General features: G+C 38.4%; 20 protein-coding genes and 1 tRNA gene. 3 read left to right on the forward strand and 18 right to left on the reverse strand.

Annotated elements, in window-relative coordinates; genetic code table 11:
* The first annotated feature begins 271 nt into the window (after positions 1–271).
* Positions 272–1,534: an ATP-binding protein gene (locus ACFX4I_RS23430; protein ID WP_377423408.1), complete on the forward strand. Its 1,263-nt coding sequence runs from the start codon at positions 272–274 to the stop codon at positions 1,532–1,534.
* A gap of 4 nt (positions 1,535–1,538) precedes the next feature.
* On the forward strand, positions 1,539–2,486 hold the full coding sequence (locus ACFX4I_RS23435) for a response regulator (protein WP_377423366.1): 948 nt from the start codon (positions 1,539–1,541) through the stop codon (positions 2,484–2,486).
* Positions 2,487–2,567: 81 nt separating this feature from the next.
* On the opposite strand, the gene ACFX4I_RS23440 is transcribed toward ACFX4I_RS23435, so the two are convergent.
* The 8 genes from ACFX4I_RS23440 to queG all read right to left on the reverse strand — a co-directional run bounded on the left by ACFX4I_RS23440 (position 2,568) and on the right by queG (position 10,254).
* Positions 2,568–3,575 (reverse strand): FecCD family ABC transporter permease, encoded by a 1,008-nt coding sequence (locus tag ACFX4I_RS23440; RefSeq protein WP_377423368.1) that lies wholly within the window; start codon positions 3,573–3,575, stop codon positions 2,568–2,570.
* Positions 3,572–4,582 carry a FecCD family ABC transporter permease gene (locus ACFX4I_RS23445; protein ID WP_377423370.1) on the reverse strand — a complete coding sequence of 337 codons (1,011 nt, stop codon included), beginning with the start codon at positions 4,580–4,582 and terminating at the stop codon, positions 3,572–3,574. The genes ACFX4I_RS23440 and ACFX4I_RS23445 overlap by 4 nt, the downstream gene beginning before the upstream one ends.
* A 66-nt stretch (positions 4,583–4,648) precedes the next feature.
* Positions 4,649–5,569 carry an iron-hydroxamate ABC transporter substrate-binding protein gene (locus ACFX4I_RS23450; protein WP_377423372.1) on the reverse strand — a complete coding sequence of 307 codons (921 nt, stop codon included), beginning with the start codon at positions 5,567–5,569 and terminating at the stop codon, positions 4,649–4,651.
* Complete coding sequence (locus tag ACFX4I_RS23455; protein ID WP_377423374.1) at positions 5,520–6,368, reverse strand: ABC transporter ATP-binding protein; 849 nt, start codon at positions 6,366–6,368, stop codon at positions 5,520–5,522. Before ACFX4I_RS23455 ends, ACFX4I_RS23450 begins: the two co-directional genes overlap by 50 nt.
* 300 nt (positions 6,369–6,668) lie before the next feature.
* The gene (nfsA, locus tag ACFX4I_RS23460; protein WP_230302933.1) at positions 6,669–7,418 is read right to left on the reverse strand and encodes an oxygen-insensitive NADPH nitroreductase; all 750 of its coding nucleotides are present in this window, start codon (positions 7,416–7,418) and stop codon (positions 6,669–6,671) included.
* A gap of 83 nt (positions 7,419–7,501) precedes the next feature.
* Positions 7,502–7,990, reverse strand: a complete 489-nt coding sequence (trmL, locus tag ACFX4I_RS23465; RefSeq protein WP_230302932.1) for a tRNA (uridine(34)/cytosine(34)/5-carboxymethylaminomethyluridine(34)-2'-O)-methyltransferase TrmL — start codon at positions 7,988–7,990, stop codon at positions 7,502–7,504.
* Positions 7,991–8,057: 67 nt separating this feature from the next.
* Entirely contained in the window at positions 8,058–8,915 is an 858-nt protein-coding gene (locus tag ACFX4I_RS23470; RefSeq protein WP_230302931.1) for an amidase domain-containing protein, read from the reverse strand.
* Between the two features lie 199 nt (positions 8,916–9,114).
* A complete protein-coding gene (gene queG / locus ACFX4I_RS23475; protein WP_377423376.1) occupies positions 9,115–10,254 on the reverse strand; it encodes a tRNA epoxyqueuosine(34) reductase QueG in 1,140 nt (379 codons plus the stop codon).
* A 104-nt stretch (positions 10,255–10,358) separates the two neighbouring features.
* Here queG and ACFX4I_RS23480 point away from each other — a divergent pair, with 104 nt between their 5' ends.
* Positions 10,359–11,027, forward strand: a complete 669-nt coding sequence (locus ACFX4I_RS23480) for a B3/B4 domain-containing protein (RefSeq protein ID WP_377423378.1) — start codon at positions 10,359–10,361, stop codon at positions 11,025–11,027.
* A 64-nt stretch (positions 11,028–11,091) separates the two neighbouring features.
* Here ACFX4I_RS23480 and ACFX4I_RS23485 read toward each other — a convergent pair whose 3' ends face one another.
* The 10 genes from ACFX4I_RS23485 to ACFX4I_RS23530 form a co-directional block, all read right to left on the reverse strand.
* Complete coding sequence (locus tag ACFX4I_RS23485; protein WP_230302928.1) at positions 11,092–12,351, reverse strand: MFS transporter; 1,260 nt, start codon at positions 12,349–12,351, stop codon at positions 11,092–11,094.
* On the reverse strand, positions 12,348–12,827 hold the full coding sequence (tsaA, locus tag ACFX4I_RS23490) for a tRNA (N6-threonylcarbamoyladenosine(37)-N6)-methyltransferase TrmO (protein WP_230302927.1): 480 nt from the start codon (positions 12,825–12,827) through the stop codon (positions 12,348–12,350). The genes ACFX4I_RS23485 and tsaA overlap by 4 nt, the downstream gene beginning before the upstream one ends.
* Positions 12,828–12,884: 57 nt before the next feature.
* Entirely contained in the window at positions 12,885–13,241 is a 357-nt protein-coding gene (locus ACFX4I_RS23495) for a tautomerase family protein (protein ID WP_377423382.1), read from the reverse strand.
* Positions 13,228–14,019, reverse strand: coding sequence for a class I SAM-dependent methyltransferase (locus ACFX4I_RS23500; protein WP_377423384.1), 792 nt, complete (start codon positions 14,017–14,019; stop codon positions 13,228–13,230). The genes ACFX4I_RS23495 and ACFX4I_RS23500 overlap by 14 nt, the downstream gene beginning before the upstream one ends.
* 6 nt (positions 14,020–14,025) lie before the next feature.
* A complete protein-coding gene (locus ACFX4I_RS23505) occupies positions 14,026–14,718 on the reverse strand; it encodes a hypothetical protein (protein ID WP_377423386.1) in 693 nt (230 codons plus the stop codon).
* A gap of 23 nt (positions 14,719–14,741) precedes the next feature.
* Entirely contained in the window at positions 14,742–16,202 is a 1,461-nt protein-coding gene (locus tag ACFX4I_RS23510) for a radical SAM protein (RefSeq protein ID WP_377423388.1), read from the reverse strand.
* 14 nt (positions 16,203–16,216) lie between these two features.
* The gene (locus ACFX4I_RS23515; RefSeq protein WP_377423391.1) at positions 16,217–17,524 is read right to left on the reverse strand and encodes a radical SAM protein; all 1,308 of its coding nucleotides are present in this window, start codon (positions 17,522–17,524) and stop codon (positions 16,217–16,219) included.
* Positions 17,525–18,602: 1,078 nt separating this feature from the next.
* Positions 18,603–18,676: transfer RNA gene (locus ACFX4I_RS23520), tRNA-Gly, on the reverse strand.
* Positions 18,677–18,866: 190 nt separating this feature from the next.
* Entirely contained in the window at positions 18,867–19,280 is a 414-nt protein-coding gene (locus ACFX4I_RS23525) for a YbjN domain-containing protein (protein WP_063235961.1), read from the reverse strand.
* Positions 19,281–19,445: 165 nt separating this feature from the next.
* Positions 19,446–21,392, reverse strand: a complete 1,947-nt coding sequence (locus tag ACFX4I_RS23530) for an FUSC family protein (RefSeq protein ID WP_377423393.1) — start codon at positions 21,390–21,392, stop codon at positions 19,446–19,448.
* Between the last annotated feature and the right edge of the window lie 76 nt (positions 21,393–21,468).

Consider the following 21,468-nt stretch of genomic DNA (forward strand, 5'->3'; position numbering starts at 1 on the left):
TTTTAAATTGGGAACTACATAATCATACAAAAACCTACAAAATCTAAAAAATAAAAATCCACAAAAAAAAACGACATGTTCCGTTACCATTTTTTGTGGATAGAAAAAAAGATTGGTTTTGCCATAATTGGTTTAAGCCGTTCTATTCAGGAACAAAGTAAGCATTGTATTGAAGCCGCTGAAACTGTATACTGATTTTTTAAACAAATTAGGAGGTGAAGACTTGAATCTCGGTACGTTAATGAAAAAAGAGGTCAATATCCTTGCTCTGATGTTGTTAACAGTCCCATTAGCTGGTGAATTGAGTTTTTATCCTTTAAATGAAACGTTTCGGATAAGTTTTGGTCCGCCTGCACTTTTCTTTTTTTTACTATTATTACAGAAAACACCTGCTATTTTATCGGGTGCCTTGACAGGAACGATGGTTGTGTTATTTCGTATCCTAATAGACTTTTTCACCAATGATAATTTTCACTGGGCGTCCACTTTTCAAGAACAGTATCCCAGTTTTTTCTTTTATTTCACCTATTCCTTTCTTTTTTCTTTAGTGAAAATCAACCGCTTTCAAAACCGGTCTTTGATTATTGGATTTATTGGCCTCATTATCGAAATATTATCCGACACTGCAGAATTAATCATTCAATATTTTGTATTAGAAACAACAATTGCGTTAGGTTCATTAAATGAGATGATCGTGATCGCATTCGGACACAGTTTTATCGTTTTAAGCTTTTTTAATATGATGAAACTTTATGAGGCACAATCAAGGGAAATGCAAATCAGAAAACAAAATGAACACATGCTGATGCTCATTTCCAATTTATATGAGGAAACGATCCACTTAAAAAAAACATTGAAAAATGCAGAGAATATTACAAAGAAATCATATGATTTGTATCGAGAATTAAAAGCACTGGAAAAACGGGAAAAGCAATTTCATGTTCCTACAGAACCATATAGTCAAAAAGCATTGCGCATTGCGGGTGAAATGCATGAAGTCAAGAAAGATAATCAACGAATTTTTGCTGGTCTCTCCAAATTGATTTCCAATGAGAGTTTTAGGGATTATATGAATGCGGCTGAACTTTTTCATTTAATCATCCGAATTAATGAAAAATATGCCTTATCATTAGGAAAGGATATTCAATTTGAATACTCATTAGATGGAAAAAACGATTCACATTATCATGTATATACCGTGTTATCCCTTTTCAATAATTTAGTCGCTAATGCAGTGGAAGCAATTAAAGAAAAGGGAATCGTACGTTTAAGTTTGAGTGAAATTCGCGACAATGTAGAATTCAGGGTTGCTGATACCGGACCTGGAATTCCTCAAAAATATCAGACTGTCATATTCAAACCTGGATTCACTTCAAAATATGATCATTTAGGGACACCTTCAACAGGGATTGGTCTCTCATATGTTAAAGAAGTCGTAAAAGAACTGGGAGGCGATATCCTGTTTGAGAACAGTTTTAACGGTGCCGTTTTTTCAATAAAATTACCCATTCATAAGTTGATCCAGAAAGGATGATCCCATGCGTTTTTTTATAACAGATGATGATTGTGCCATACGTTCAAACTTGAGCCAAATTATTGAGAACGAAGATTTAGGAGAAGTGGTGGAGGAAGCCGAGGATGGAAGTCTATTAGAAGGACATATTTTGAATTTAAAACAAATTGATATACTATTTATTGATTTATTAATGCCCATCCGGGATGGCATTGAGACACTTCGTCATATAAAAAATACATTTAACGGGAAAATAATAATGATTTCGCAGGTTGAATCAAAGGAGTTGATTGGTGAGGCATACTCACTTGGAATCGATTATTATATTACTAAACCAATCAATCGTATTGAAATATTAACAGTCATCCGAAAAGTGATGGAACGCATTCATTTAGAAAGATCGATCACAAATATCCAAGCCTCATTAAACGGTGTATTGAATTTTGAACAGCCAAAAGTTGATAAATCCAATAGTTATAATGAAAAAAGTATAAGAGAGGTGGGCGAATTCCTTTTATCGGAATTAGGGATCGTTGGAGAAAATGGTGCAAAAGATTTAATGGAAATGCTTCAATATTTATTTATGTATGAACGTACTTTTACTTTTGGAAAGCATTTCCCGACCCTTAAAGATATCTTTGTAGAAATCACCAAAAAAAAGCTCGGCACATCAGCTTTGCAGGTTGATATCAATCGGGAAATAAAAGCTGCCGAACAGCGAATACGCAGAACGATTAACCATTCGTTAAATCATTTTGCTTCGCTCGGTTTAACGGATTTTTCAAATCCGAAGTTTGAAAATTACGCTTCTAAATTTTTTGATTTCACAGTCGTTCGCCAAAAGATGAAAGAACTGCAAAATGATTCAACAATAGTTCTTACACCTACCCGGGTAAATACAAAAAAGTTTATTCAAGTATTTTATTTCGAAGCGAAACGATTGAGTCCTGATGAAATGATTAGATATAAATAATCCTGATTAAAACGAAAAACTGCGAAAGCACTGAAAAAACATAAAATCCCCTGAAAGATTTCAGGGGATTTTTACAAGATTTTATTTTTTCAACAATAAATACATGAAATAAGGAGCACCGATCAATGCAACCATGATACCTGCAGGAATCCCCTCGGGTTCAATTATATTACGTCCTATTGTATCGGCAAGCAACAATAGCCATCCACCGATTAAAATGGCAACCGGAATGAATAGTTGATTTCGGGGTCCTACCAAAGATTTTGCTATATGCGGGGACATGAGTCCAATGAATGCAATTCCGCCTGTAACAGAAACGGCAGCCGCGGCCAATGCTACAGCCGTGATTAGCAATATGATCCGCTCCTTTTCAATCGATACACCGACCCCAATTGCGACCGGTTCACTTAAACCAAGCAGATTCAAGCGATTTGCTTTATATAAAGTGAATGGAATGAGAATGATTAACCATGGAAGAACTGCCCAAATGAAAGGCCAATCCGTTCCCCATATATTTCCCGCCAACCATTTTGCAATGAAATCTACTTTGGCTCGTTCCGCTGATGAAATGAGGACAATCATCAGGCCCGAAAGCGCCATTGAAAAGCCAACCCCGATCAACACTAACCGAACGGGTTCAAGGCCGCTCCTTCTCTTAAATGAGAGGATATATATTAAACAGGCCGTCAATAACGCGCCGATAAAACCGACAAGTGGAACCATATAAACAAATGATCCAGCGTCAAGCGGGAAAAACAGAAAGAAAGCGGCTATGGCAACACCAGCTCCTGAGTTGATCCCGATGATTCCGGGATCGGCTAAATCATTACGTGTGATTCCTTGAAGGATGGCTCCCGACAGTGCAAGGGCCATGCCTGCTAAAATGGTAATGATGATTCGTGGTAATCGGACGGAAAATAATAAGAATTCCTCTTTAAATGTCCCTTGCCCGAAAAGCGTTGGAATCAGTCGCCCTAAAGAAAGATTCGAATATCCCGAACACGTCCCTATAATGATCGTAATGATAATGAGTGCGGATAATGCACCTACTATCCATCGCTGTTTTTTGACTAAAGCTGACTGGATCATGAAAATGCTTTACCTCCTTTACGCACGATTAGGAGGAAGAAAGGTAAACCTATCATCGCAACAATCGCTACTACAGGTGTTTCATATGGAGAATTGATTGTACGGCCGATCGTATCGGCAAGTAGCATGAAAGTGGCTCCTAAAATCGCGGACATAGGCAGGATGAATCGATAATCCGTACCCACGAAAGCCCGAACCATATGAGGGATCATTAACCCGATGAATACCATATTTCCAACAAGTGCAACGGCAGCGCCTGCCAGCAGAACGATGACTACGAAGAGAACCGCCTTTATTTGTGTTGTCTTTTGACCTAATCCTACCGCCACTTCTTCACTTAAGCTAAGTATGGTGAGCTGTCTGGAAAAGATAAGGGAGATCAGGATGCCTATTAAAATGAACGGGACGATTACACGAAGCTGGTCCCATGATGTTCCAATATTCCCGCCTGCAGTCCACATCGATACATCTTTTGATACTTTGAAATATATGCCGACCCCTTGCGAAACGGCAAAAAGGAATGCAGAGACTGCAGCACCAGCCAATACGATCCGTATAGGAGAAAATCCTCCCTTTTTCATCGCACCGATCCCGAAAACCATGGTTGCCCCCACAGCGGAACCTATAAAACACGCAATCATGATTCCTAAATTATCGGCATTTGGAATAAATGCCAAAGTAATGGCGAGACCTGCATTGGCTCCTGCCGTCAATCCAAGCAACCCCGGATCAGCAAGTGGATTCCTAGTCATTCCCTGCATGATGGCACCGGAAACGGCAAGTGCTGCACCCACAAAGATTGCCCCCACTTCACGAGGGAAACGGATTTCCCGAATGATTGAAAGCTTTTCACCAGCAGCATTTGATGTCAGTGCTTGCCAGACATCTTTTACGGTAACATCCGCCGCACCAAATGCCATTGAAATCATGAACATGCCTATGAATAGAGCGATCCCTATGATCAGTTTATATATAAATGGGATGAAACGTTGATTTTCATTAGTCATCTGTCTCTCTCATCTCTTTTTTATAGAATAAAAGGAGAGGAATTGAAATCCCTCTCCCTCGCTGTATTATTTTCCAAGAAAACTCTTGGAAAAGAAGTCTAATTGGTATTCTAATGTTATTGGATCATTGAAGTAGAATTCTTTTGCATCAGCTTCAAATAGTTGATTGTTTTTAACAGCAGGAATGTTTTTATACGTATCTGTTTGTTGGAAAGAATTGTCCTCGTCTTTATTATTACTCAAAATCACATAATCCCCGGCATAGTCTGCAAGGACTTCTAAAGATAAAGCAAAGTAACCATCTTTCAACGCCACTTCTTTTACCTTTTCAGGCATGGCCAATTTCATTTCTTGATAAAGGATTTCCGTTCCACGGCCCCAGTTATCGCCAAATACATAGAACTGTTTATCAAACTTTTCAAATACGGAAACCGTAGTATCTTCACCGATTTTAGCTTTAATGTCTTCACCGGTTGCTTTTGCACGTTTTTTGAAATCATCCACCCATTCTTGAGCTTCTTTTTCTTTATTCAAAAGTTTACCAATTTCTACATGTTGTGTTAAATAGTCCAATTTTCCGTATGTATATGTTACAGTTGGAGCAATTTCCTTTAATTTATCAACATTTTTAATCGTTGATAAACCAATGATTAAATCCGGATTCAACTCGATGATTTTTTCCAGGTTTTCATCCGTTACTTCCTCGACATCTTTTAACTCTTTAAAATTCGGGTTCATTTTAGACCAGGGATCAACCCCAACAAGGTTAACATCCAAAGCCATAACGTTACCAGCGAAAGTAGATAGTACTAAAACACGCTTAGGATCTGCCGGAACTTCAACAGGACCATTTTCAGATTGATATGTGATGGTACCTGATTTTTCCTTTTTGGAAGCGGTGCTTTTTTCTTTTTCGGTTGACTCGTTACCACAAGCACTAATAATTAACACTAACAGCAGTATAAACGGGATCATTATCTTTTTCATTTGTTGTCAAATCTCCTTTTAATAAATTGTATGTGCTGCACATTGGTTTGTTCGTTCGTTGATCTCGTCCGATTACCGCATCAATATGGAATACTTCCTTAAGAACTTCATGAGTGATGACTTCTTCACAATCTCCCGCTTTGACTATTTCCCCGCCCTTTAAGGCAATGATATAGTCGGCAAAGCGAGCAGCTTGGTTTAAATCATGAAGAACCATGACGATTGTACGTCCCTGTTCTACATTCAGCCTCTGTAATAATTCTAGAACCTCCAGTTGATGCGCCATATCCAAATAAGTGGTCGGCTCATCCAGGAAAATGATTTCCGTTTCCTGGGCAAGGGCCATCGCAATCCAAACACGCTGACGCTGACCTCCTGAAAGAGCATCCACCGGACGGAACTTAAAGTCTTTCGTACCGGTCACTTCAAGTGCCCAATCGATTACTTCATAGTCTTTTTCGGTCAGGCGCCCAAAACCTTTTTGATAGGGAAAGCGCCCATATGATACGAGCTCGCCAACCGTCAATCCGCTAGCACTCTCGGGTGTCTGCGGAAGTATGGCCATTTTTCTTGCAAGGATCTTAGTGCTTTCTTTTGAGATATTCACTCCATCTAAAACAACCATACCTGATTGATTTGGAATGATTCTGGTGATCGCTTTCAAAAGGGTGGATTTTCCACATCCATTTGAACCGATGATCGTTGTGATTTTTTTATCTGGAATTTCCACACTGAGATCTTTTACAATTAAACGTTCACCATAACCAATATTTAAATTCTTTGTATATAGGCGAACCATTTTTCAACCTCCATTTACTGAAAAATAGGCAAGTAAAAACTCAAATGAAAATGATTATCATTATCTATTACTCAATTACTATAATTCTATCTATATATATTGTCAATGGTAATTTCATGGGTATATAAGAAGAAATCTGCCAGGGTTTTTTGAGCCGAACCGTATATACCAACTGACAAATGAAAACGGTAAAGATCCCGGAAACATTTCCGGGATCTTTACCACTTGGCCCATACTCAGGACTTTGAAAGATGTCTTTTATGGGAAGGCAAGAATATTCCTAATAGGCCATTCCATTAATCAATGTTTCTTAAAACCTTGTTTCTCAACGTAATCTTTCATGTACAACCTGCTTTTCTTTCCAAGCATTCCAGCCATTTGCTCGGTCCAGGTGTCTTTTCGTTTACCTTTAGTCCGTCGCTCGTAATAACTGGAAATCGTTTCATTATACTCTTCAAGTTGTCCGATGAACTCTTGCTTATCCTCCTGATATCCATTTTCATGATAGATATTGGCCAGCGGCAAACGCGGCTTTTTATCCGAACGGTTTTTCGGATATCCGACCACTAGACCGAATAATGGTATAACGCGATGCGGTATATTCAAAATCGCTGACACTTCCGGGAGATTATTGCGGATCCCGCCTATATAGCAAATGCCAAGATCCATCGATTCTGCGGCCAATGCTGCATTTTGAGCCGCAAGAGCAGCATCGATACAGGCAACCATGAATTTCTCCGTACTTTCAATCGATTCGGACAGGTCCGTGTTTTCCATTTCGGAAACCATATCCTGACGATATAAATCGGCGCAAAAGACGAATAGATGTCCATTCTTCTCTACATATGATTGTGGTCCGGCAAGTTCAGCAAGCTTGGCTTTCTTTTCCGGATCGGTTACCCCTATGATTGAATACGCTTGAATATAGCTTGAAGTCGATGCCGCTTGGGCACATTCCACAATCGTATTGATTTGCTCCTCAGACAATAACTTGTCCTCAAAAGAACGAATGGAACGGTGATCTAATATCTTCTCAATAATGTTATTCAATGCTCCCACCCCTTAAGAATATGTAAAGTAAAGTATCCATCATCGGGGCTCAAATGCCCCCGATGACAGTATGACATTGAAACTCAACCTTTTGTTTTCAAATCCAATTCACGGTAATTTTGCTGTCTCAGTGCTTCATAAACCAAGATGGCAGCCGTGTTCGACAGATTAAGGGAACGTACTTTATCCGTCATCGGAATCCGCAGGCACCGATCCATATTTTCTTGGATCAGTACTTTCGGGAGACCCGTCGTTTCACGGCCAAAAATGAAGTATATTTCACTGTCTTGATCACTGTAATCGAAGCTGGAATGCGGCTGTTCCCCGAATTTGGTTAAGTAATAAAATTCACCGCCGGCATTTCTTTCATAAAACTCTTCTAACGAATCATAATAATGGATCTTTACATTCTCCCAATAATCGAGCCCGGCCCGTTTAAGCTGTTTGTCATCCGTCGAGAAACCGAGCGGGCGGATGAGATGTAAAGACGTATCCGTCCCTGCACATGTTCTTGCGATATTTCCTGTATTTGCTGGAATTTGTGGTTGATATAAAACTACATGTATTGACACTTCATTTTCACCTCTAGTTTGAACTTCACCTTAATTATAGCATTAAACAAAAAAGACTAAAAACCAATCACCCTCCATCCAAAATCACAAAGAATTTATAAACGATGTTCGGTGTATACCTGGTCGAATCCTCATACGTCCAATATCGGTGACGGCTGTTCATCGTATGTGCATTCACAAGCGGCATCCCGTCCTGATCCTTCGCCGTAACAATCAAGTTATGATCAAACCGTCCGTCCCCTTCGAAATCTATGCAGAGGATATCACCCAAATTCAATTCCCTTGCCGACTCCACCTGTTTTGTCCTGATGGCATTCCCGGCTTTTAGCAGATGATATAAGGAATGGGCCGTCGTCCATGTATAACTCCAGCTTTTCCCTCTTATCCACCAGCCCTTACTTTTGTTTGGCGCCCCCCACATCGGTATTCCTCCCGCATGTAAACATTGTGAAATGAAATTCGTACAATCATCAGTGAATTTATGATAAGCCGGATTGAATTCATTCCACCAACGCTCGGCATATTGGACGGCCTTCATCCGATCATATTTATATGCGAGACGATCTGCGCCTGGATCACATTTTGGCGGTGCATCTTCGGTTTCAAAGCTGGGAAAAAGCTCACGTTCATCCACTATATACCCATTTCGAAACCGGGCCTCCCTTTCTTCCATTTCTTCTTCTATATAAAATGAATCCTCCTGTTTCAATAAATATTGCAGATGCACATGATATGTCAGGACTGTATCATTGTCTTCCTTTTTCTTCGAATGTATCTTGCCTGCCGCATTCACCCGAACAATTTCCGCAGCACGGTTCCTCATCATATCCTTCTTCAAATGTAACTTCCTTTCACTCCGTACCAGATCATCGGAAGTATAAAACTCCACTCTTTCTTGTAAAAGGCGTTGCAATTGTTCCCTCAAGTTCATGCCCTCCTTCTTACCATCTATGCTAATGTGTATGTATGAGGGCATGGACAAAAACACAACTTCATATAATGTGGGAATTTCAATCCTTTAAATATAATGCAACTCATTAAAATGGTATCCTTAAAGGCACCGGAATATCTCAAGCAAAAAAAGCCGCCCCGTTAATATTTAAGGGGCGACTGCATTTTAGATATCATTTTTTTTCCAAGGTAAACTGCAGTCCTTTCTCAATTTCCGCCAGTACCTCTTCATCCGTTTCCTTCATTCGTGCTTCTTCCAGAATGGAAACAGCCTGCTCCCGTCCAATTTTCCCAACTGCCCAGGCTGCCGTTCCCCGGATTAAGGGCCGTGGATCATCCTTCATGACCTGTATCAATTGGGGCATTGCCGTTTCATCTTTGAAGTGGGCTAATGCTAAAATAGCATTTCGTTGGATTGGCTTTTTACCACGCCAAGAGCCGGATACATGGCCGTATTTCTCTTTAAAGTCCCGATTTGAAATCGTAAGCAGTGGTTTCAACAGCGGTTTCGCCAGCTCGGGGTCGGGTTCCATCTCTTCATGGAAATGAAAATCCATTCCTTTGTTTTTCGGACAAACTGTCTGGCATGTATCACACCCATACAAACGATTGCCTATTTTCGTCCTGAACTCATCCGGAAGGAAACCTTTTGTCTGCGTTAAGAATGCAATGCAACGCTTGGAATTTAGCTGCCCGCCCTGAACGAGCGCACCAGTCGGGCAAACATCGACACATTTATTGCATGTCCCGCATTGATCTTCCATCGGTTGATCTGGTTCAAATGGCAGGTTGGTAATCATGTCCCCCAAATATACATAAGACCCGAATTCAGGAGTGATGATCATACTGTTTTTTCCACTCCAGCCAATTCCTGCACGCTCAGCCACTGCCCTATCTGATAATTCACCCGTATCAACCATGGATTTCGTCAATGCCCCTGGCACTTTATCTTTTATGAAATTCTCGAGTAACTGCAATCTATTTCGAAGAACGGTATGATAATCCGTTCCCCAAGAAGCCCTGCAAAAGATCCCGCGTCGCTCACTTTTTGTACTTTGCGGAGCATCCTTCAATTTCGAAGGATAAGCAAGAGCAATCGAAATGATGGATTGCGGTTTATCGAATATCAATTCAGGCTTTACCCTTTTTTCTATATCGGCTTCTTCAAACCCTGACTGATAATCCAGTTCCTGTTGACGTATCAGCCGACCTTTCAATTCGGTAAAAGCCGTGGCCGATGTAAAGCCGATTTTATCGATGCCGATTTCCTTACTATATAAAATCACTTCTTGCTTGAATGAGTTCATATCCATATTAATCACCTACTTCATTCAGTATTCCCATTGAAGCTTGAATCCATTTCAAACCATTGCTATCTATGATAAACTAATTGCAATCATTTTTGGAGGTGAAACGCTTGGAAATTACCGTATCAGCTAATCTTAGCAGTAAAATCCCTGAATTCAAAGTTGGGATCATTACATATGAAAACATCGAAGTAGGTCCCTCCCCGCAAATGGTGAAAGGGAGACTTCAACTATTTCAGGAAGCTCTTTTCTTCGACCTTGAAGAAAAGGAATTGACCGACTTTTCCGGCATTAAAGCGTGGCGGGAGATTTTCAAGGCTACAGGAACAAACCCGTCACGGTATCGCCCCTCCGTGGAAGCCCTTTACCGCCGCGTAAAAAAACAGAATTACTTGACACCCATCCATTCAGCCATCGATTTGAATAACTTCTTCTCGCTGTTATATGAAGTTCCGATCGGCATTTATGATGCGGAAAAATTATCAGGAGACATCTCGATTAAGATTGGCGAGGGGGCAGATGGTTATGACGGTTTGAACGGCCGCTTGAATTCCATGGAAAATATGATTACATCAGCCGATCATGAGGGCGCATTCGGAAGCCCTTACGTTGATTCAGAACGCACGAAAGTCACCGAAGGAACGAAAAAAGCCATCCAAATCATTTATTTACAACCCAATACTCCAATCACGGAAGCACATCAGCTAACGAAATCCTTGATGGACATGTTCCTTGAAATCCACGGTGGCGAAGGGACTTACTCGATTGTAGAAGGATAATTAACATTGAACGGAAATAAACCCTTTCCACAATCGGAAGGGGTCTTTTCATGATTTTATTCCGTTATGCTGAATAGCTTTGATTGACGCTTTTTTTCGGTATAAAATACATGGCAGCCATTGTAGCAATTAGTATTATTATACCTTGGGATACGAATAACAATCTTGATGATACCAATTCACTCAATATTCCAAGCGTGATGTATACCAATAAAGCAAATATTGAAACAAAGGTGGTGTAAAAGGAGTGAACCCGCCCTTGAACTTCTATATTTACCTGATATTGTATAGTTGTTAAATAGGCAATGCGGGTTTGAAATGTGCATCCTACCAAAAAATACCCTAAAATGCCTGTAAATAGATTAAATGATAAAGAGAAGAACAGGATGCTGCATCCTAAAATTCCAATCCCCCCCACCAAAGTAAACCAATTCCCCATTCTTTTTACAATAGCAGGTAAGAAAAATCCCCCTGCTATTGCTCCTAGTGCAAAGCCTGCATCTATATATCCAAAACCGGCAGCCCCTACTTTTAAAACATCTTTTGAGAAGATCGGCAGCAGAGAATTTATCGTTCTAAGCGTAAGTGGATAAGAAAGCATGATAACATAAAGAATCCAAATTTGCCTATTATGTAGAATATATCGATATCCCACCTTTAATTCTTTAATGAATTGTTCGAAAAACTTGGTATCTTTTACTTCCATACCCTGCTTTTGATTAGTTTTATTGGTAGATTTAGGCATTAATAGAATGCATATCCCAGATATAAAAAATGTCAATCCATTAATAAGCATGACCCATACAGGTTCATATAACGCAACGATAATTCCTCCTATTCCCGCTCCTACAACCGAGCCTATTTGTGCTGTAATTTGAGTAGTGCTATTTGCAGTCAGCAAAAGGGTCCGAGGTATTATTTCTCTAATTAATGTTACGATTGTCGGTTGGAACAGGACATCTCCTGCCGCTACCAAGAATGTCATTAAGTAGATATGCCAAATGTTCAAATCACCCATCCACCAAATTATCGGTATAATTAATAAAACCAGTGCTCTAAAAAAGTCTAAAAAACCAGCTAGTATCCTTTTATTTAACCGATCGACCCATACTCCCGAAAAAGGGGATAAAATGATTCCTGGAATGGAAGAGCATATAAGGATGATCGCAATAGTATAATTAGATTGGGTCATGGTCAATCCAAGCCAACTACTTGAAATAAATTGCATTCCATTACCAAAAAAAGAAAAAGTGGTAGCAATAAAATAAAGAAAATATGCACGATTTTTGAATAGTTCTTTTCTTTCCTGAGAAACGCCGCTCATTTTGTTAACGCATTACTATAATAGTTTTCCATTACCTCTTTTGACCAATTGGGCTGTTTAACTTGGCCAATTGGGCCAAATTCAGCCATATACGGTTTAATATCCAATACAGGCGTTTGATCAATGGCATCCAAAGCCCTGACAGTTATCTTTAGACCTTCTACTTTTAACAACTCACATCTTGATACACCAATCTGATTTGGCCGGGCTTTGGCCCTCTGAGAAAAGATACCCACCTTCGGCCAGTCAGTTCGATTTCTTGGATGCCTGGCATTGAACTGAATTTTGTCAGGGTCCACTTTATCCATATAAAATATGACTTCGATATGTGAAAATTGTTCTAATCCAAAAAGGCAATCTTCTTTGAATTTGGAACGATCCAAAATTATCTCAGAAATTACTTCTCCCCAATAATCATCTTCTAAATTGACTCTATTATTTTTGATTAAACCTATTGGTTCTATAAGTAATGACACTTCGCTTCCTCCTCAATATGCAAAATTTAAATTCAAAATGGATTCATTTAACAACCATTAATTCCCTTCCCATAATTCCCCTCTTACCATTAAATGACCGGGCTCTATTCGAAAACATGAAATATATATACTCTCTTTATCACAGCTACAAGCTTGGGTAATTACATTACTAATAATCTCTATAATCCCTTTTATTTGTTGTTTATTATAGGAATTTTTACAATAAATCATAATCATTGGAGCATTTTTACCATTCAAACCCCAATCTGGTTTGTGAAAACTTTCTTGTTGATGCCAAAATGCCCATGCATGCCCTACTGGTATATCAAGATGATCTGTAACCCGGTTACAAATATCACTTAAGATATTTGTATCCGGGCAAGAGTTTGGACTGTAAATTTTAATTATGGGCATGATTTTTTACCTTTTCAGCCAATATCAGGTTTGTTTTAATGGGAAAATAAAATTCATTCTCGATCTTTTTAATACTCATTTCCTCCAAGTAATTCAATGGAGCATCATTCAATGCCCCTCGAATGGCATGTTCTGCCTCAATCCCTGAACTAGCTATTTCACACCAACGTTTTACCGGAACCCCTGTTTGAGATTCTGATTGATTCTTAATTATTTCAACATTCTTATAGTCGCTCTGATCAAATATGCGCTTCCAATCTTCGGCACTATAACTTTTAATGTGAGTGGGATCATGTAAAAGTTCTAGCTTATGATTAAATTTATCAATCCCATGATTATCATATCCAGCTAAATCTATAATGATTAGATGCCCTCCGGGATTTGTGATTCTATACATTTCACTAATGGCCTTTTGTATATCATTAAAATGGTGAGGTGCTAATCTGGAAATGACCAAATCAAACGTTTCATCAGGAATAGGCAATTCTTCTGCAAACCCATGAACAGTCTTGTAATTTGTGATTCCCTTTTTCTCTGCGGAAGATTTTGAAATATCCAGCATATTTTTCGATGGGTCAACAGCCGTTATATTAGTGCTGATATGACTGAAGGAAAGACCGAAATGTCCAGCTCCACAAGCTATATCACAAATGTTTTCAATATCCCAGTTTTCAATTTTCTCATGTGCCAATTTAATTGTTTGACTCATTTTATGAACTTCACTAGTTGAATATTGAGATGCAATTTTATCAAATCTCTCACTGCTAACATTCTTCATTTTACTCTACCTCCACTTTCCAATTTTTTTCAACCATTTATTTAGCAAAGATATAAAAAGGTCCACCGGCTTTTCTTGAGTTTCCTCTTTGATTGCTAGAGTATGTCCAAAACCTTCGAGAATGGTGCATGAAGCATTTTTTACACCTGCTTTTTCCAAGAATTTTAGTGATGTCTTAGAATAATCTTCAGGAGAGATTGGTAACAGATCTCCTTCTTCACCCATATATGCTATATAATCATGTGATCCATAGATTAAATGAATATTGTTAACCAGGCCATAATTAACCGGTTCACTCTCAATCACACATCCTATAAGTGCCGCCCCTGCATACGGTTTATTCAAATTATTTAAAACGATTTGACTGCCAAGTGACATGCCGATTACTACAATTCGTTCCCAACCAAATTTCTTAACTATGGACGAGTTCAAGCAATTTTTCAAGACTTTCTCACCTTCGGTAATATGTTCCATAGTAGCAGGGGCCTTCCTATCATTCCTTACTGGCATATCAGGCTGTAATAATCCATAACCTAGAGTGGGTAGTGCTGAAAAAAGAGAAGAATAAAACTCTAGTTCACCTTCTGCACCCTCTTCATCAAATTTCCCGAATTGCCCTGATGGTACAATTATGCATAGACCCTTTGCATTTTCAGGTATGCTCACTTTCATTCTTATTATTGTTGACTCAATATCCATTTGATGAACTTCCATGTAATCACCTAAAATCTACGACATAACGGCTCAGAATAAGAGCCAATTTTTTGGTGGAAATATACACTAATGATTTCCTCGTGTAACGCCTCCCCATTAACAGTCGGCAGGATTACATTCTCTACTTCATTTATTGAAACAAGTTCTTTTTGTTCTAATTCACTGAATATGGTTTGATACGGTTCGTCTTCTAACAAATCGACACCATACTGATTTCGAAAGCGCACTAAATCAATGGGTTGATTTGATTTAAAATTAAAGCCCAAAGCTGAGGCAACGGCTTCATGACCAAATAATATTCGACCGTAAGCTAGTGGAACATCACCATCATTTTTCATATGCTCAATATACTTTTTTATATCAGAAATATTATGCGTTTGAATAACTTGGTCACTTCCCCCGGTTAACCAGCCATATGCTCCTGGACCATATGCAATCATCGAATCATAACGCTGCCATTTATTCCGGGAAACCCTAGGTATATTACCTTCAGGATAAACATTCGGCTTACTCCACCACCCACAAGGACTAGGTTGATAGCCAAATTCCATAAATACTTTCAAGATTTCTTCCCGCATCTCATAAGTTTGAAGTAGAGTTGGGAATAGCCCCTTTTCTTCAATTTTTTCACGAACTGAAGGTATATTCCAAGCTGAACGATTACCTATTCCCATACTCTGCCTATCAGCGTTTCTCAATCGATAGATTGTTATAGTAGGCACACCTAACTCACACAAAATTTTAATATCAGCTGCAACTGACTTCGGCGTTTGATAAGGCAATCCGAACATAATATCCACATTAAATGGTTTACCTGTTCCAAGCAGTTTATGAATGGCATTAAGTGACATATTCCTATCATGTTTTCTTCCTACAAATTGATTCACTTCATTCTGCAGAGATTGGACACCAACGCTAAAACGATTGAAACCTATTTCTATTGCTTGCTCAAGTTCATCATTTTGATAGTTGTCCGGATTACCTTCAAGAGACAATTCACAATCATCACTCACATGATAATTTTCCCTAACATGACTTATTATCTTTTTTAAATGGGCAGGCCTTAACAAAGATGAAGTGCCGCCACCCATGTAAAATGATTCTATTTTAGCTCTACTTATCCATCCTACATTTTTCAAATAGCGGTTAGATTCTTCTATTAGTAATTCTGTCCATTGATCTAACACTTCAATTTGGTTACCATCTTCAGGTAATAGTTGTTTAACATAATTACAGAAATGACAGATATATGAACATATAGGTACATGAAAATATAAATGAGTGGGTTTCTCAGCACCATCATGTAAAAGATACTTTTGATAAACTTCCTCTTGAGTCAACTTTTCGCCATAATTTGCGGTAACATTTATGTTGTAATCATTTTTTTCGATTTGAAGTTCAGGATGCTTTTCCAATAATTTCCCCAAATTAAGTTCATTGCTTTCAGCTTCATTTAATTTTATAGACATTTAATAACCACCTTCTATAATGATTTTTTAGCCGTTAAAGTTAATTTGATATTATTGTTTTTTCTTTCATCCCAATATTCATTCGTTTTTAACATGAAATTCTTAATGTATTCTGTAGCTCCACAACCTTTTTCATTATTTGAAACATTTTTAGCAAGAGGAGGGCACCTAAACTGACACCAAATTCCTTCTTTATATACTTCACAGCTTGTACAAGATTCATAGTCGTTGAACGTTATTGAACGAAAGCCTGAAAAACCGCGATCCCATACATCTTTAAAGCTGCTTTCTTGTATATTTCCCCCTGCATATAATTTACCTGCCATACAATTACTGCAAGGATATACATCTCCCGCACTGTTGATATATACGAATGACCTTCCGCATTTTTCTTGACCTGTAGCTTCCTCTAACCTTTGGCAAAAACTTATTGTTTGGACTGAATAAACTTCAGCAGCAGTTGAGTCCATAACTTCTTGGTTAATCAATACATCGTAATCTTCCGGTCCTTGACTAAAACGTTCCATACAACGCCTATAGATATTGAATACTCTGTCTATATCATCAATTTTTAATAACATATCCGGATGTAATAAAGCTCTTCCTACCGGATGGGTTTCTAACCATTGCGGCCTAGGATATTCATTATCTACACACCACTGAAAAATATCCTCTATATCATCTAAGTTTTGACTATGTACAGATACCGCTGTCCGTAATGTATGACCATATTTTTTCATCCATTCGAAGGCACGTTTAAGTTTTGGATAGTTCATCCCTCCCCTAATTGTTCTTTCAGGAACGGCAGTATCAAAACTGATAAAGAATGATGCACCTGGTTTGATCGCTGCCAGTATTTCATCTGTTATTAATAGACCATTAGTGAAAATCTGAGTCGAAAAAGGTTTTTCTAATGCATAGTTAATAATTTTTACAGCATCAGGATGTGAGAAAATTTCCCCGCCTGTCAGGAATAACTGCAAGACTCCCAGACTTTCGAATTCATCGATCAGGCTTAAAATTCTTTCAGTGGACATCTCGTTTGGTCTCTTAAAGGCTGAATCAGCATAACAGTGCTTACATCTTAAATTACACAGGTTGGTTGTTTCTATAAATGCAATAGCCGGAGCACTTAAATGAAATTCTTCCAATTTTACAAGAGGATCATAGATGATGTATGGTTCGAAATCAAAGTTGGCAATTTCCCCATTATTTATTCGAATTATTTCACTTTCAATATGCCTGTTTAAAAATTCCACTCTACCATCAGGAAGTAAAGCAACGATACCACCATCATTTATTTGATACGGAATTTTTTCCATTTATATTTCTCCTCTAATAAAATTCATATAAAGGACAGCTATATCCATAGCTGTCCTTTATATGAATAATTTTATTGTTGTGGCTTTTTAATTGCTTGCCCAGCACCGTTAGCAGCTAACACGATACCCTCTTTTGGTTTATCAAGATGAATTCGAGTCAAATCCTTAAATTCCATTCTCCTGTCACCTCCTCTTGATTTCAAAAATAATAATAACATTTTTTTGAAAATTTAGAAGATAAAGTTATCGACATTTTTTTACAGTTATTATTGATTTGAAATACCAAATAAAAGAATTGTTCACATGCTTACCCCTAGTCACTTACTGTAAAAATTTTAAATGCAGACGAGTCAGGAATTAAAAAACGATGGGTAATTTATAGCTTTTTAGCAATTGTTAATGGAACAGTATGACATGCACAGCTTTCTGACTTGGAGTTCTATATAATGATTTGGTCATGAGTCTTAATTCACAAAATGGATGTGTTTTATTATGAATCACGTATATCCTTTGTTTTGCCACTATAATGATTCCTTTTAAATAGAGACGGAAAGGGGCATTAAGGCTCCCTGCTGAAGAAGACTAAAATGGCGGGGTGGAAAGCAAAAAAGCATACACCTGTCCAAATTGATTCTACTAATGTAGGTAATCACTTTTGAACAAGTGTATGCTTTATAAAATTAGTACCATTTTTTTAGGCTGGGAGGTATCTTAAAAAATGCATTATTTTAAGTTCATTCATTATACTAGTGCTCCAGTTCATCAGAAACACGACCTTTGTTACGGTAGAAGTAATCAAGACATTCGTATTATTAATATCCATTCATCGGTTCCCAATTCTTCAATCTCTACACCAAATTTAGTATCGAAATTGGAACAGATAGCTATGCAATGGTTATCTTTGGCCATATTAATCCTCATCCCGTCCTATCAATTCGTTAAAATCTAGGTAAAAAGAGATAGACATGGCATTTGGACAATAAAAAAATCCCACTGTAAACAGTAGAATTCTTGTAATAATATTTAAACGCAAAGCTTCGTTCTCCAGGTAACGAAACCCTACGTTATGAGTATGTATTGGAGCGGGTGAAGGGAATCGAACCCTCATCATCAGCTTGGAAGGCTGAGGTTTTACCACTAAACTACACCCGCATATTCTTGTAGAAGTTTGTCGAATTACCAATCAACAAAATTAATTATATAGTTTAATGTGAAAAAATGCAATAGTTCTTTTAAAAAAATTTAATAATTAATGTATTGTAACGTTAATATATTCATTCATTCTAGTAGAGATGTTAAAAAGTCCCCTGATTCAGAGAACTTTTTCATCCTTTATGATGATTTAAGACCAAATGACTTCCATTAACCGCGGATAAACCTGCTGTGCCGTTTCAAGCAGCATGATTAACTTCCTGAACGCCAGATCCGGTACGATATCCCCCTCAATGGAGTATGAATACCGAATGGAAATGGTTCCATTTTCTTCATACAGCTTGGAATACCTAAAATTAGCATTATATTCATTCAACAGTGTATGTACATCCTGTTTCTTTTCAGGATTCTTCAATTCGGCGACATTAAAGCAAAATAAGTCCGCCACATTTTCATCTTGATTGAAAGCAAATACTAAAAGGACCTTCCAACCGTCCTTTAACTTTTGTTCAGCTCTAAAAAAGGTGGTGCCATCTTCATTCAACTCATTCATATAGATTTTCTCACTAGTTAAAAAATCACGAAATTTAGCAACGTTTGACATGGTTCATCACCTTTCTGTTTGTAAGTACATTTTATAATGAAAACCGGCATTTTTACAGACTTTTCTATAATCCTGCCAATTTCATCCTTTAACAGAGGCGAAGAAATCCTTTTTTAATTGAATGGGAGTCAAATATGAACTCCCTTATTAGAATCAATAGATTGATTAGCCAGTTGCTTCCCCGCAAAACCGAAGCGCTTCTTGAAGGTCCAAAATTTCCTGGCGAATTTTTGAATATCCTTCAATTTCAGGCACTTCTTTATTAGTATGTGATCTACCTTTATCTGCCGCTATCGCCATGGTTTCGAAAACATACAGCATTTGTGCGAGCTTTCTCTCTGATAGTACTGGCCGTTCAGAGGATTTCAAGCTGGCATTTAAATAATAGCCCAACTGTTCTACCGAAAATATAACGGGCCAAATAGATTCCAGTCTAGCCTTGTTTTTGAATATCTCACCAAGCGATGCATTGTAGACCGTTAATAGATTCACCATATTCGTTTCCATTTTGTTCCTTTCGCTGCTTTCATCAATTGCAAGGTCATTATCTTTTTCTGAGAACGCCATCAATAATAACTGCCCCTGGCTTCGAATCGTTTTGGCCATCAAATGATTGAGAAGACTGGATGCAGAACGACTGCCAAGTAACAGCGCCCCAATAAGACCTATCAAGCTTCCAACGACGATATCGGTTATCCTTACAGTCGCAAAAAAACTGAAATCATAGCTTTGAGATGAATATTCCGCCATGATCAATGCTGAAGGAGTAAAAAACATCGCCGCCAATCCATAATTCCGAACGATGAAAAGCTCTGTAATGAATGTCAACAGTAAAATGATCAAAACGATGATGAACTCGTTATGAACGGCTGCTAGAATTAAACTTGCTAGCAGGAGTCCGATGACCGTCCCGAAAGTCCTTTGGACCGCCCGATGGAATGTGGCGATTATGGTCGAACCAGACATAACGGCCGCACAGGATAAGGGAATCCAGTACGAACGGTTAAAATCGGCGGAATAGGCGATGATGGCGGCAATGGTAAGGATTGTTCCATATCGAACGGATGAGAGGAAGACAATTGAATTCTTATCGAACGCCCCAAGAAAAATGGTTTTTAAAGAAGGCTTTGAGATGGTTGCTGCTTGATCGATTTTCTGGACAGGTTCATTCATGATGGCATCTGCATTATAAATCTTCATGAATAAATCTTCCACCTCTTCAGTCATTTGGTCAGGTTGAAGGATCTTTTTTTTATTCTTTTTTTTAGATGCAATGGAACAAGCCAGGGCACGAACGGATTGACCTAATTCTGGCGGCAGTACGATATTTTTGTTCAAGGAAATTTCCAGGGCATCCAGAAATATGGCATTCGCATGTTCATTCAATAGGAACAACCGTTTTAACTCATCTGAACTTCGGCTGTTTGAAAACCCGGCTAACAGTGTATTTTCAGCGTGTTTCATCGCCAATACCGTTCCCTGTCTTGCTTTATTGAATTTCTCGGTGCCAATGGAATCAAAGAATGCCCCCAATTCTCTGTACACCTTTTCCACCGCAAGCGATTCTGGTCCATGCGGGTTGAAAAACCAGCCTAACATACAGATTATCCAAGATAGTGCCCCACCCATTAAAACGAGGCCCCCACGCAATGGGGCCAGACTTTGATCAACGGGCATACCTGTCGCAAGTGCGAAACCCAGGACGAAGAATACCGCCGAAGGACCGGTAATCTTTAATGCACCAAATATAAAAAAAACACTTGCCCCGATGATTCCCATCATTATGGCTGTTCCCAATTGGTATGGAGCCAAAAGCGTCCCTAAAACTACAGATAAAGCAAGACCCACCATCACAAAGAAAATCTTTTTTGCTCTTTGGTGATACGGTTGGTTAAAAACGTATAAATAAGTGAAACCTCCTATCCCTGCCAGTAAACCGTACGCTAAATTTCCGAATAATAAGCCAATGAAAACAGGTAAGGCTGCAGCTATGCCTGCACTTAGTGCTTTCATCCATGGAAATGGATTCTTCTTTATTTCAAAAGCCTGTTTAAATGTCGCATGTATCGCATCTGATTTCAAAGATTCGGAAGGGTGCTTATTTTCACTCATTTTCAATTTATCCTTTCATTAATGATTCCATTGACTCTGCAGTGAAAGCTATGTCTGATGAGGTGACTTCTAATAA

The sequence above is a fragment of the Peribacillus sp. YIM B13472 genome, from assembly GCF_042788005.1.
Classification (GTDB): Bacteria; Bacillota; Bacilli; order Bacillales; family DSM-1321; genus Peribacillus; species Peribacillus simplex_E.